The sequence below is a fragment of the Acinetobacter sp. NCu2D-2 genome, assembly GCF_001647675.1.
In the GTDB taxonomy this organism is placed as follows: Bacteria; Pseudomonadota; Gammaproteobacteria; order Pseudomonadales; family Moraxellaceae; genus Acinetobacter.
In genome coordinates this window covers 2,002,218-2,014,940 of the sequence record NZ_CP015594.1, presented here as the reverse complement: position 1 = coordinate 2,014,940, position 12,723 = coordinate 2,002,218, and the positions used below count along the sequence as shown (strand labels likewise).

11 protein-coding genes are annotated in these 12,723 nt (G+C 40.9%); 5 read left to right on the top strand and 6 right to left on the bottom strand.

Annotation, left to right across the window (positions count from 1 at the left end; all coding sequences use genetic code 11):
- Positions 1–28 precede the first annotated feature (28 nt).
- From A3K93_RS09590 to A3K93_RS09575, 4 genes are all read right to left on the bottom strand, one after another.
- Positions 29–304: a hypothetical protein gene (locus A3K93_RS09590; RefSeq protein WP_067731041.1), complete on the bottom strand. Its 276-nt coding sequence runs from the start codon at positions 302–304 to the stop codon at positions 29–31.
- Between the two features lie 160 nt (positions 305–464).
- A complete protein-coding gene (locus A3K93_RS09585; protein WP_067731040.1) occupies positions 465–2,597 on the bottom strand; it encodes a 3-hydroxyacyl-CoA dehydrogenase NAD-binding domain-containing protein in 2,133 nt (710 codons plus the stop codon).
- A gap of 11 nt (positions 2,598–2,608) precedes the next feature.
- Positions 2,609–3,814: an acetyl-CoA C-acetyltransferase gene (locus tag A3K93_RS09580; RefSeq protein WP_067731039.1), complete on the bottom strand. Its 1,206-nt coding sequence runs from the start codon at positions 3,812–3,814 to the stop codon at positions 2,609–2,611.
- Positions 3,815–3,974: 160 nt separating this feature from the next.
- Positions 3,975–5,015 (bottom strand): AraC family transcriptional regulator, encoded by a 1,041-nt coding sequence (locus A3K93_RS09575; RefSeq protein ID WP_067731038.1) that lies wholly within the window; start codon positions 5,013–5,015, stop codon positions 3,975–3,977.
- A 183-nt stretch (positions 5,016–5,198) separates the two neighbouring features.
- Between A3K93_RS09575 and A3K93_RS09570 the strand changes: the two genes are divergently transcribed.
- The 3 genes from A3K93_RS09570 to A3K93_RS09560 all read left to right on the top strand — a co-directional run bounded on the left by A3K93_RS09570 (position 5,199) and on the right by A3K93_RS09560 (position 8,678).
- Positions 5,199–6,320 carry a CaiB/BaiF CoA transferase family protein gene (locus tag A3K93_RS09570; RefSeq protein ID WP_067731037.1) on the top strand — a complete coding sequence of 374 codons (1,122 nt, stop codon included), beginning with the start codon at positions 5,199–5,201 and terminating at the stop codon, positions 6,318–6,320.
- Positions 6,321–6,556: 236 nt separating this feature from the next.
- Positions 6,557–8,200 carry a nitrite/sulfite reductase gene (locus A3K93_RS09565; RefSeq protein ID WP_067731036.1) on the top strand — a complete coding sequence of 548 codons (1,644 nt, stop codon included), beginning with the start codon at positions 6,557–6,559 and terminating at the stop codon, positions 8,198–8,200.
- Positions 8,193–8,678, top strand: coding sequence for a DUF934 domain-containing protein (locus A3K93_RS09560; RefSeq protein ID WP_067731035.1), 486 nt, complete (start codon positions 8,193–8,195; stop codon positions 8,676–8,678). Before A3K93_RS09565 ends, A3K93_RS09560 begins: the two co-directional genes overlap by 8 nt.
- Positions 8,679–8,861: 183 nt before the next feature.
- Here the strand turns inward: A3K93_RS09560 and A3K93_RS09555 are convergent, their stop codons facing one another.
- Both A3K93_RS09555 and A3K93_RS09550 read right to left on the bottom strand, forming a co-directional pair.
- On the bottom strand, positions 8,862–10,037 hold the full coding sequence (locus A3K93_RS09555; protein WP_067731034.1) for a thiolase family protein: 1,176 nt from the start codon (positions 10,035–10,037) through the stop codon (positions 8,862–8,864).
- 108 nt (positions 10,038–10,145) lie between these two features.
- The gene (locus tag A3K93_RS09550) at positions 10,146–10,667 is read right to left on the bottom strand and encodes a GspH/FimT family pseudopilin (RefSeq protein ID WP_067731033.1); all 522 of its coding nucleotides are present in this window, start codon (positions 10,665–10,667) and stop codon (positions 10,146–10,148) included.
- A 373-nt stretch (positions 10,668–11,040) separates the two neighbouring features.
- Between A3K93_RS09550 and omp38 the strand changes: the two genes are divergently transcribed.
- Both omp38 and A3K93_RS09540 read left to right on the top strand, forming a co-directional pair.
- A complete protein-coding gene (gene omp38, locus A3K93_RS09545; RefSeq protein ID WP_067731032.1) occupies positions 11,041–12,084 on the top strand; it encodes an outer membrane protein Omp38 in 1,044 nt (347 codons plus the stop codon).
- 101 nt (positions 12,085–12,185) lie between these two features.
- A complete protein-coding gene (locus tag A3K93_RS09540; protein WP_067731031.1) occupies positions 12,186–12,722 on the top strand; it encodes a cysteine peptidase family C39 domain-containing protein in 537 nt (178 codons plus the stop codon).
- Position 12,723 lies beyond the last annotated feature (1 nt).

Here is a 12,723-nt window from a genome sequence, read left to right as displayed (position 1 = left end):
ATTATCTCGCTTTTTTTAGATCTAAACATTAGTGTCCATGTGCAGCACTTGTTTCTTGATTACTGTCCATATTTGCATGTTCTTCTTCTGTCATGCCCATTTCGCTTGCTGTTGGTTCTGAACTAGAGCTTGGCGCAGCTTGATGCGTAGCATGTGCATTCTTATTTTGCTGACTTGGCATATAATCTGGTTCATTGGTCACAGCCAAATAGAAAAATCCTAAAAATAAACAGCTAAGAATCACTGCGATATAAACGGCAGGTGAACGTAATAGTGATTTTTTAGCAGAAGATGTATCGCTCATAAAGCCGATCCTAACAAAAGATAACGTAAGCTAATAACTTGTTATAACACAAATAGACTGTGATTTTTATGTTTAATGCTTAAACACATAGTTTTTATATGGAATTAAGCATTTAATAAAAAAAGAGGGGCAATATACCCCTCTTTTTTTTATAGATAGATTAGATATGGTGTTCGCTGCGTGCACGATCGATTAATAATTGCGATGCTTTAAAACGAGCGCCGTATTTTTTCTCAAGCACATTTGCGCGGGCAAGGGCTTTCGATAAACCGTATTGGTTTAAAAATTGAATTGCACCGCCAGTCCATGCAGGGAAACCAATACCAAAAATGGAACCGACATTACCATCATTGGCAGATACTAAGACACCTTCTTCTAGACAACGTAAACTGTCTAAAGCCTGAACAAACAGGAAACGGTCAATCATTTCTTGTTCTGAAAGATCATGGTCTTTAGTCCAATGCTTTAAGCCTTCCCAAAGCTGTTTTTTACCACCTTCAGGATAATCATAGAAACCCGCACCTGCAGCTTTGCCTTTACGTCCAAACTCATGAATCATGGTATGAATAACGTCATCTGCACTCGACAAAGATAGATCTTTGCCTTGAGCTTGTAAGGCTTTACGTGCTTCAGTGGCAACGTGTTCAGAAAGTGTTAAAGAGACCTCATCCTGAATAGCAAGTGGTCCTACAGGCATACCTGCTTTGAGTGCTGCCATTTCAATATGGGCAGGGTGTACGCCTTCGGCAAGTAAGCGTAAACCTTCCTGAACGAAGGTGCCAAATACACGACTGGTGAAGAAACCACGGCTGTCATTGACCACAATTGGCGTTTTTCCAATTTGCTGAACAAAGTCAAAGGCTTTAGCGAGTGTCTCGGCGGAGGTCTGTTTGCCTTTGATGATTTCTACCAATTGCATTTTATCGACAGGGCTAAAGAAGTGTAAACCTATAAAGTTGGCTTGATTCTTTGATGCCTGAGCTAACTCTGTAATGGGTAAAGTTGAGGTATTTGAGGCAAATATGCCATTTTCAGTTAAGTAACTTTCAGTTTCTTGGGTGACTTGTGCTTTCAGCATAGGATTTTCAAAGACTGCTTCAATGATTAAGTCGCAGCTTTGTAAATCGCTTGCCTGGGCTGTGGTTTGAATAAGTGCAAGAATCTGATCACGCTGTTCCGTGCTTAAACGACCTTGAGATACTTTTTTATCAAGTAGTTTTTGGCTATAGGCTTTACCTTTTTCTGCAGCCTCTATCGATACATCTTTAAGGACAACCGAAATACCTTTAGATGCAGTGACATAGGTAATACCGGCACCCATCATTCCAGCACCTAAAATACCGACTTTTTGTGCTTTCCAACGTTCAATATTTTGAGGGCGGCTTGCACCGGATTTAATCGCATTGAGACCATGCCAGAAAGTGCCAATCATATTTTTAGAAATTTGACCGGTGGCAAGATAGGTAAAGTAACGTGATTCAATGGTGAGTGCTGTATCGAGATCGACTTGAGCACCTTCAACAGCAGCTGAAAGAATGGCTTCGGGCGCAGGATAACACCCTTTTGTTTTATCACGTAGCATAGCAGGGGCAATGGCGAGCATCTGCGCCACGGCTGGAGAGGATGGACTTCCTCCTGGAATTTTATAGCCTTTGACATCAAAGGGCTGTGCCGATTTTGGATTGGCTTTGATCCAAGTTAGGGCCTTTTCCAAAAGTTCCTCTGATGTTTCAGCCGTATCATGAATTAAACCTAAGCTTTTGGCTTTGTCTACGCCAAATTGTTTGCCTTCTATTAAATAAGGCAACGCATTTTGTAAGCCTAATAAGCGCACCATGCGCACAATCCCACCGCCACCTGGTAGTAAGCCTAACGTGACTTCAGGTAAACCAAATTTGGTTTTTGGGTCATTTAACGCAATACGATAATGACAGCCTAAAGCGAGTTCCCAGCCACCGCCCAAAGCCGTGCCATTCAGAGCTGCAACTACGGGAATGTCACGGGTTTCGATGTAACGTAAATTGGCTTTTAAATCTTCAATCATGTGGAAAAATTCAGTGGCGTTTTCAGGTTTAGCCTGAATCAGCTCGTCTAAATCTCCACCGGCAAAGAAGGTTTTTTTATTGGAACGGAAAATGATGCCTGCGATATTTTCATCAGCTTTGAGTTGTTCAACAGTTGTGCTCAGTGCCTGACGAAAATCTGCATTCATGGTGTTGGCAGATTGGTTTGGAGAATCTAGCGTTAAGATGACAATATTGTCGGCGTTTTTTTCAAATTGAATGGCGCTCATTATGATTCTCCTTATACCAACTCAATAATGGTTGCGATACCCATACCGCCACCGACACAAAGTGTTGCGAGTCCACGCTTTTTACCCTGACGTTCTAACTCATCCAGCAATGTCCCCAAAATCATCGCACCTGTAGCTCCGAGTGGATGGCCCATGGCAATCGCACCGCCATTGACATTAACTTTGCTTGGGTCAACGTTCAGTTCCTTAATAAAATGCATGACCACCGCAGCAAAGGCTTCATTCACTTCAAATAGGTCAATATCCTCAATGCTTAAACCTGCTTTTTCTAAGGCTTTGCGTGCAGCTGGAGCAGGACCGGTCAGCATGATCGTTGGATCAGTCCCTACGAGTGCAGTTGCTAACACTTTGGCACGTGGTTTTAAATTTTGTTCTTTGACTGCTTTTTCTGATGCAAGGAGTACGACTGCAGCACCATCAACAATACCAGAGGAGTTCCCTGCATGATGGACATGATTGACTTGTCCTACTTCAGGATATTTTTGTAAGGCAATAGCATCGAACCCCATTTGTCCCATCATGGCAAAGCTTGGATTAAGCTTGGCTAAGCCTTCTACAGTTGTCGTTGGTTTAATAAACTCATCTTTTTCTAAAATGATGACGCCCGCTTTATCTTTGACAGGAACCACTGATTGGTTAAAGTAGCCATTGGCTTGTGCCGCTGCGGCTTTTTTTTGCGAATCGGCTGCAAACTCATCGACATTAGTTCGTGTATAGCCATCAATGGTCGCAATTAAGTCCGCACCAATACCTTGTGGAATAAAATCGCAGGCCATATTGGTTTCAGGATCGAGTGCCCAAGGACCACCATCACTACCCATTGGTACACGGGACATGCTCTCTACACCACCTGCGACCACTAAATCTTCCCAACCTGAACGCACTTTTTGTGCTGCTAAATTAACAGCTTCTAAACCTGATGCACAAAAACGGTTAATTTGAACGCCTGCGACATCATTATCCCAACCGGCTGCAATTGCGGCCGTTTTTGCGATATCTGCACCTTGATCACCAATCGGTGTCACGCAGCCAAGCACGATATCATCGACTTTTGAGGTGTCAAATTGATGGCGGGCTTGCAGTTCATTGAGTAAACCTGTGAGTAAAGAAATCGGTTTGACTTCATGTAAAGATCCATCTTTTTTGCCTTTGCCACGCGGCGTGCGAATGGCATCAATGATATAGGCTTCGCTCATCGCTTTATCCTTGTCGTATTTTAAAAATTATTGTTGCTATTGAGTGTAATGATTAATTTTTGATGTGCAATGACGAGAACGGATCAGATCATTTGGTGATTTTTGCCAATAAAAAAAGCCCAAGTTTTGAGGCTTGGGCAGGAGAAGGGTGATTTTTAAATTAATGGTAACCGTGTAATTGACGGTATAGCCCCGGTGTTACGCCTGTCCACTTCTTAAATGCGCGGTGGAAGGTACTGGTTTCACTAAAACCCACTTGCTGAGCGACATCTTCAAGTGTTAAAGACGGGTTTAGTAACAAATGAATCGCAGCATCACGACGTAGTGCATCTTTCACACCTTGATAGCTCTTGCCTTCAGCCGCTAAACGACGACGCAAGGTTTGCGGAGATAAATACAGCATCGATGCAACATCGTTCAGTGTTGGCATTTCTTCGCCAATTTGGCTCTTTAACACATCACGAATACGTGAAGTAAGCGAGTTGGTATTTTTGAATTTCACTAACAGTTGAGCAGGAGCAGCTTTAAGGAATTCTTCCAAGGTTTCTTCGTTTTGACGAATAGGTAGGTCTAAATAATCGGCTGCAAAAGTGATCTCTGTACGCGGTGCATCAAATTGCATCACAGGTGCAAAGAAAAGCGCATCGTATTCATCTGCATGGTTTGGACGTGGATAACTAAAATGTACACGTTCCAAAGGTAAGCGACGTTCAATTAGCCAAGAAGCCAAACCATGCCAAATCATCAGCATACTTTCAGTAATGAAATGATCTGGATCCATGCTTGCTGGAATTTGCGGTACCAAACGTGCTTCATGCTTATCACGCTCTAAGGTTACTGCCCAATCATCACCAAATAACTTATAGAACTGAGAAGACAGTTCGAGTGCATCGCCTAAGGTTTTTGCATGGATAATTAGTTGACACATAATGGCAAAGGTACCTAAACGACGAGGTTGACTGTCGAAGCCGACATGTTCGTCTTGTGTCACCATCCATAACATTTTAATGAAACGGGTATATTGTTCAGGTGAAATACGGGCTTTAGGTTGATGCAAAAGTTCAGCCTCAATGCCAACATGAGACAATAAAGTATCGACATCCATGCCAAGGCGTTTCACGCCAGATAAAGCTGCGTTGACGAAATGAATACTGATCGTATCGCGACTAACGTTTAATCCTTCAGTCTCTTTAATGTTCACTAATATTTGACCTAATTGACAAAAAATAACAATGCAATGGCAATTTACAAAATCTGATTTGCCATTTGTGACAATATTAAATTGCCGAAATGATCAAGGTAAATGGCTGAACATGACATTGTAAAGCCTCATTTATATTCGTAAGATGGATAAAAAATCAACATAATTAGAGTAAATACTCCAATGAATTTTGCACTAGACGGTCTCAAAGTCCTCGATTTTTCTACACTTTTACCTGGGCCCTTTGCCAGTATGTACTTGGCAGACATGGGAGCAACAGTTGTTCATATCGAATCACCAAATCGACCAGATTTACTCAGGCTGATGCCACCATTCAACTATGGGCAAGCAGTTTCACACAATTATTTGAACCGAAATAAGCAGTCTGTTGCCTTGGATTTAAAAGATCCGAAGAATATTAATCTCATTAAAAGTAAAATTTCGGATTACGATATTGTGATAGAGCAATTTCGTCCTGGGGTAATGCAACGCCTAGGATTGGACTATGCGGAACTTTCAGAAATTAATCCGCGCCTCATCTATTGTTCGATCACTGGATATGGTCAAACAGGTCCATATAAAGATAAAGCCGGACACGATATTAATTATTTGGCATTGTCTGGGATTGCAGGGCATAGCGGTCGGGTGGGTGAACGTCCGCCCGCATTAGGGATTCAAATTGCCGATATTGCGGGCGGTTCAATGCATGCGATGGTTGCAATCTTGGCCGCAGTCATTGAACGACATAAAAGCGGTAGAGGACAATATATTGATATTTCGATAACTGATTGCGCAGTCCCTTTAAATAATATGGCTGCAGCAGCAAGCCTTGCTGCCAAACAACAAGCGAGACCTGAATCAAGTCACTTAAATGGCGGCACGTTCTATGACTATTATGAGACTTTGGATCAGCGTTATTTAGCAATTGGAAGTTTAGAGCCACAGTTTTTATCCGGTTTGGCTCAAATCTTAGATTTGCCGATCCTTATTGAAAAAGGGCTAACCTATCAGCTCAAAGATCAAGCTATAGTCAAACAAGCGATCCAGGACAAAATCAAAACCAAGTCCTTGCAGGACTGGCAGGATATTTTCCAACACCATGATGTTTGTGTGGAACCCGTATTGAGATTGGAGGAAGCTTTGCATTCAGAACTAGCACAAGAACGTGATTGGACAGTCCAAGTACCTAGACGAGAAAATAGTTCGGAATTTGAACAACAGCTTGCTTGTCCGATTAAATTTTCACGTTCAAAAATACGTTATGAATTCATCGGTCAAAACTTGGGTGAATCGGATGATTGGTAAACAAATCATTCGAGCTACTGATTAAACATTTGCTTATGATAAAAAATGCTAAAGATCTAAAAAATAAATCATTATTAGATAAATAGTAGAAAATTTACAGCAAATACTGAAATCATTGATTTTGATTTAGGCTTATCAATAAAACCGCTATTAAATATGTAAAAAAAGCATTTTATTGATAGATTTAATCTCGTTATCCTTGCCCACGATATAATAGAAACTACTAGCTGTACGCCATGTATTTATATACTGATTTCGATCAGCAACTGATTAATGAACGTGTTGCACAGTTCCGTGACCAAACGGAACGTTATTTAGCGGGTAAATTGACGGAAGATGAATACCGTCCACTCCGCCTTCAAAATGGTCTTTATGTTCAGCGTTATGCACCGATGCTGCGTGTAGCGGTGCCATATGGCTTAATGAACTCAAAACAATTACGTAAAATTGCGGAATTGGCAAAAGAGTATGACCGTGGTTATGCGCACGTTTCAACGCGTCAAAACTTCCAATTTAACTGGCCTGCGTTAGAAAACGTACCGGATATGTTGGCAGAGTTGGCATCAGTACAAATGCATGCGATTCAAACTTCAGGTAACTGTATTCGTAATACCACAACTGACCAATATGCAGGTGTGGTTGCAGGTGAAATTGCGGATCCACGTCCAACCTGTGAATTGATTCGTCAGTGGTCAACTTTCCATCCTGAATTTGCTTTCTTGCCACGTAAGTTCAAGATTGCGGTATCTGCATTAGAAGAAATTGACCGTGCAGCAACTGCATTCCACGATATTGGTGTATATATCGTGAAAAATGAAGCAGGCGAAATTGGTTACAAAATCAAAGTCGGTGGTGGTTTAGGCCGTACACCTGTCATCGGTAGCTTTATTCGTGAGTTCTTGCCACGTGAAGACTTAATTGCTTACCTAGAGGCAGTGCTTCGCGTGTATAACTTGCATGGTCGTCGTGACAACAAATATAAAGCACGTATCAAAATCTTAGTTAAAGCTTTAACACCTGAAGTGTTTGCTGAGAAAGTTGAAGCTGAATTCGCGCATACGATTAAAACATTGAAAATCGATGCAGAAACTTTGGCGAAAATGGATGAAAACTTTACGCCATTTGACTACCAAGATTATGCCGATGAAGATTTCACTGAACTATTTGCTGCACATCCAAAATTCAAGCAATGGTTCAATATCAATACCAATGCGCATAAAGTGAAAGGCTACCGTATTGTAACCATTTCACTCAAACGTGCAGGCGTTGCACCGGGTGATGTGACTACTGAAGAAATGAACTTGATTGCAGACCTGGCAGACAAGTACACCTTCGGTGAATTACGTACTACGCATGAGCAAAACATTGCGCTTGTTGATGTACCACAAAAAGATTTGTTTGAACTTTGGCAAACGCTAGATCAAGCAAACTTGGCGCGTGCGCATATTGGTTTCTTAACCGATATTATTTGCTGCCCAGGCGGTGACTTCTGTTCATTGGCCAATGCGAAATCTATTCCAATTTCTGAAGCAATTTCACGCCGTTTTGATGACTTAGATACGATTTACAACTTAGGTAAATTGGATCTGAACATCTCAGGTTGTATGAACGCGTGTGGTCATCACCATGTCGGTAACATTGGTATTTTGGGTGTAGATAAAAAAGGCGCTGAATTCTACCAAATTACCCTAGGTGGTAATGCCGACCATGATGCATCAATTGGTGATATCTTAGGGCCATCATTTGCAGCAGATCGTATTCCTGATGTCGTGGAAGAAATTCTAAACACTTATCTTGATTTGCGTCAGGAAGGCGAAGAGTTTATTGATACCTATCGCCGTGTCGGCATTCAACCATTTAAGGAGCGCGCATATGCTTAATACCGCACTACAAGTGCTCTCTAAAGATGGCACGATTGCAGACAATACTTACCAATTGATTGGTGAAGATGGTGTATTGCCGCAAGGTGATGTCGTTCTCACCGTTGAGCAGTTAGATCAAATTGCTAACATTTCAGGTAAAAAAGCATTGTACTTAACCGTTAATGCGTCACCTGAAAGCAATGAATTCCCACTTGATCAGCTTGATGCTATTTTTATCGAGTTTGCAGGCTTTAATGATGGTCGTGGTTATTCATTTGCTGCACTATTGCGTCGCCAAGGCTTCCAAGGCGAACTTCGTGCAACAGGTGATGTATTCAAAGACGTTTTAAATTATATGAAGCGTTCTGGTTTTGATACTTTCGTCATTAAAGAAGGTAAAGATATTCAGGAAGCAGCTGCAGGTTTAAACGACTTTACCCACCCATATCAAGCGTCAACGGCTGTACCACAACCGAATTATCAAACAGGTAAATAATCTGTCGAAATAAAAAAGCCTCCTAAGTGGAGGCTTTTTTATTTCCTAATTTCCCCTCCTTTGGTAAAGGAGGGGTTAGTGGAGGATTATTTGAAACTCCCTTTTTAAGAGGGAGATTTAGAGGGGGTTATTTTAGAAGAATCTCCCCCAAAACCCCTCTTTGAGAAAGAGGGGCTTAAATGCTTAAATCAATTCAATCGCAACCGCAGTCGCTTCACCACCACCAATACAGAGTGCGGCAATGCCACGTTTGCCACCGGTACGTTTTAATGCGTGAATCAAGGTTAAAATAATACGTGAACCTGTAGAACCGACAGGATGACCAAGTGCACATGCACCACCATTGATGTTGACTTTTTCAGGGTCAAGTTTGAATTCATCCATTGGGCACATAGTCACCATAGCAAACGCTTCATTGATTTCCCATAGGTCAACGTCTTGTGCATTCCAACCTGTTTGGTTCAACACTTTTTGAATTGCACCGACAGGGGCAATCGTAAATTCTGAAGGATGCTGTGAATTTGATGCATAAGCGACAATTTTCGCTAGAGGGCTTAAACCTTTCGCTTGAGCTTGCTCTGCTGAAGTTAAAACGAGTGCAGATGCGCCGTCTGAAATCGAGCTCGCATTGGCAGCAGTAATCGTACCGTCTTTAGCGAAGGCAGGGCGTAATGTTGGAATTTTTTCAATATTGGCATTAAACGGTTGTTCATCTTTGTCTACAACCACATCCCCTTTACGTGTCTTCACGGTTACAGGTACGATTTCGTCTGCGAAATAACCTTCAGTGATCGCAGTTTGGGCACGTTTCAATGAACGAATCGCAAAATCATCCATTTGCTCACGAGTATAACCTTTGGTATTTGCCATATCTTGGGCAAATGAACCCATTAAGCGACCAGTTTCTGCATCTTCTAGGCCATCTAAGAACATATGATCTTTAATTTCACCATGGCCCATACGGAAACCGCCACGTGCTTTTGGTACGACATAAGGCGCATTGGTCATAGATTCCATTCCGCCAGCAACCACATAAGTCGCAGAGCCTGCTCTAATCATATCTGCGGCTTGCATAACAGCTTTCATACCTGAACCACAGAGTTTATTAATGGTCACTGCACCTGTCGTATCAGGTAGACCTGCTAGACGCATCGCTTGACGAGCAGGACCTTGTTTTAATCCCGCAGGAAGAACACAACCCATGATGACTTCTTCGATATCGGTTGGTTGTAAACCTGAGCGTGCAATTGCTTCTTTAATGGAAGCTGCACCAAGTTCAGGTGCTGTAAGTGCTGAAAGGCTGCCTTGAAAGCCACCCATTGCGGTACGAGCTCCATTGACAATTACGATGTCAGTCATTGTATTATCTCCGTATGCATTTTAATCAATTATTTTGCCGAAGCAGTATATTTGAAATTGGAGTGAAAAAAAGCATATTTGATCGGCAAATACAGACTGTTGAGTTATTTAGCATTGATTGATCGGTTCACTACGTGTGTGTCCCATTTTACTAAGAATAATTTTTTTATTTTCCTGACCATTAAAAGGGCAATAATAAAAGCTGCCATTTGAACCAATAGGCATCGCGGTCATAGCCTGATAAGTCACACTTGGAATACTGAGTGCACCACGCCATTCTAGATTTGCATATTTTAAAGCTAAATTTTCTTTATGTATGAGTATTTCATTGTCATCAATTCTTCGATTTTTATTCTGATCAATAAAAATTAAGTAACCTTGTTGCCATTTATTCGGCTCGCATTGGATAAAATTAGATGAAGGACAGATCACAATATTTTGACGATGAAGTGCAGCCTGTGAGCGAGCATAATTTAAAGCAGAGATAATCTTTTTGTGAGTAGTTTGTGCTTCAAGTTTAGCCAGATATTCGTGAAAGTGGGGCAGCGCAATAGATACAACAATTGCTAAGACAGCAAGAGTCACCATGAGCTCTACAAATGTAAAAGCTCTAATAAATTTCATATACATAGAGTTACCTGATTAATATATTTTTATTTTTTTTTCGTGTTATTTATTATGTGTTTTTAATCGCTTATCGAGATGTGTAATAAATTATTACATATCTGGTTCTAAAGCTGTTAAAATGTAGAACAAGGACAATAAGTTATTCACAACAAAAAATTGAGTAAAAATTTACCGAATTACAACGGAAATTGTAAGTAATTTTGTCAATAATTTACTTGATTAGATTTATCAAGCACTTGGAAAAAAACCAAAGTGTTTGTATGATTTCGTGTGAATAGCTTGAGAATAAAACTGGGGTATTCAAAAATCTATCTCAGATAGAGCCGATTTATGGCTTAAGCTTGAACAACAATTGTTATCTCTGGAGGATAAATCCATGAAAATGAGTCGTATTGCTTTAGCGATGCTCGTAGCTGCTCCTTTAGCTGCTGCAAACGCAGGTGTAACTGTAACTCCACTACTAGTGGGTTATAACTTTGTAGACACTAAACACAACAATGATAAATTAATTGCTGATGCTGCAGATCGTGAGCTTCAGGACGATTTATTTGTTGGTGCTGCACTTGGTGTTGAATTGACTCCATGGTTAGGTTTTGAGGCTGAATACTCACAAGTAAAAGGTGATGTAGAACAGCCAAGTACTGATGAAACTGTTGGTGAATACAAAAAGACTCAGCTTGCTGGTAACTTCTATGCAACTTCTGACTTAATCACTAAAAACTATGACAGCAAAATCAAGCCATACGTACTTTTAGGTGCTGGTCACGTAAAATACAAAGCTGACGGCGTGGGTACATTTGACGAGAGCACTGTTGGTAATACAGGTCTAGGGGCTTTCTGGCGCTTAAATGATGCACTTTCTCTACGTACTGAAGCTCGTGCTACTTATAACTTTGACAATGAATTCTGGGATTACACAGCTTTAGCTGGTCTTAACGTAGTTCTTGGCGGTCACTTGAAACCAGCTGCTCCTGTAGTTGAAGTTGCTCCAGTTGCTCCTGTAGCACCTGTTGCTCCAGCTCCACAAGAGTTGACTGAAGACCTTAACATGGAACTTCGTGTGTTCTTTGATACAAACAAATCAAACATCAAAGATCAATACAAACCAGAAATTGCTAAAGTTGCTGAGAAGTTAGTTGAATACCCTAACGCTACTGCTCGCATCGAAGGTCACACAGATAACACTGGTCCACGTGCGCTAAACGAACGTTTATCACTTGCTCGTGCTAACTCTGTTAAATCTTCACTTGTAAATGAATACAACGTTGATGCAGCTCGTTTGTCTACTCAAGGTTTCGCTTGGGATCAACCGATTGCTGACAACAACACTAAAGAAGGTCGTGCTATGAACCGTCGCGTATTCGCTACGATTTCTGGTAGCCGTACAGTAACTGTACAACCTGAAGCTGCTGCTCAATAATTTGAGTTAAAGCAAAAGAAAGCGACTCTTCTGAGTCGCTTTTTTTATGTCTGTATTTTGGCTACACTGCTTTTATTTTGAAATAGAAATGAGATAGATGCATGAGTATACAAATTCCCGAAGAGTTGCAGAACCTTGAAGCAAATAGTGGAATTTATGCAATATGGATGATCTTCCATCATTATGGCATCGAGCTCAATATTTCTGATTTAGTTAGTCTATGTGAGCATGATGATGAATATGGAGCATCGAGCATTGCACTCAGTGTTGCATTAAAAATACTTGGGTTGGATGTAAAATTCTATACGGATCATGATCCGGATATTCAAGATAAAGAATTAAAATTCTATAAAAACGCAGCAGATTTAAAGATCCAAGTTGAACAACGTGTATTAAGCTATGAAGAGATTCAAAATGAATACGAAGCGGGACGTTTTATTATTGTCTTCTACGATACTTTAGAGGGTGTAGGTAATCATTCGCTTGTTTACGAGATAAATGGTCAGGAAATTAGTTTCTTTGATAGTTTTGAAAGTATGCCTAAAGCTATATTTGAACAACAGCGCAAAGTCGAAGGAATATGTCAGCAAGTGATCGTGATTGATGATCGAAATTTTGTAGAAAGACAAATAGGATGAT

Bases quoted from the DNA above. Each gene is read 5' to 3' on its own strand.
- A3K93_RS09590 (WP_067731041.1), bottom strand. From the start codon at position 304: ATGAGCGATACATCTTCTGCTAAAAAATCACTATTACGTTCACCTGCC.
- A3K93_RS09585 (WP_067731040.1), bottom strand. From the start codon at position 2,597: ATGAGCGCCATTCAATTTGAAAAAAACGCCGACAATATTGTCATCTTA.
- A3K93_RS09580 (WP_067731039.1), bottom strand. From the start codon at position 3,814: ATGAGCGAAGCCTATATCATTGATGCCATTCGCACGCCGCGTGGCAAA.
- A3K93_RS09570 (WP_067731037.1), top strand. From the start codon at position 5,199: ATGAATTTTGCACTAGACGGTCTCAAAGTCCTCGATTTTTCTACACTT.
- A3K93_RS09565 (WP_067731036.1), top strand. From the start codon at position 6,557: ATGTATTTATATACTGATTTCGATCAGCAACTGATTAATGAACGTGTT.
- A3K93_RS09560 (WP_067731035.1), top strand. From the start codon at position 8,193: ATGCTTAATACCGCACTACAAGTGCTCTCTAAAGATGGCACGATTGCA.
- A3K93_RS09555 (WP_067731034.1), bottom strand. From the start codon at position 10,037: ATGACTGACATCGTAATTGTCAATGGAGCTCGTACCGCAATGGGTGGC.
- A3K93_RS09550 (WP_067731033.1), bottom strand. From the start codon at position 10,667: ATGTATATGAAATTTATTAGAGCTTTTACATTTGTAGAGCTCATGGTG.
- omp38 (WP_067731032.1), top strand. From the start codon at position 11,041: ATGAAAATGAGTCGTATTGCTTTAGCGATGCTCGTAGCTGCTCCTTTA.
- A3K93_RS09540 (WP_067731031.1), top strand. From the start codon at position 12,186: ATGAGTATACAAATTCCCGAAGAGTTGCAGAACCTTGAAGCAAATAGT.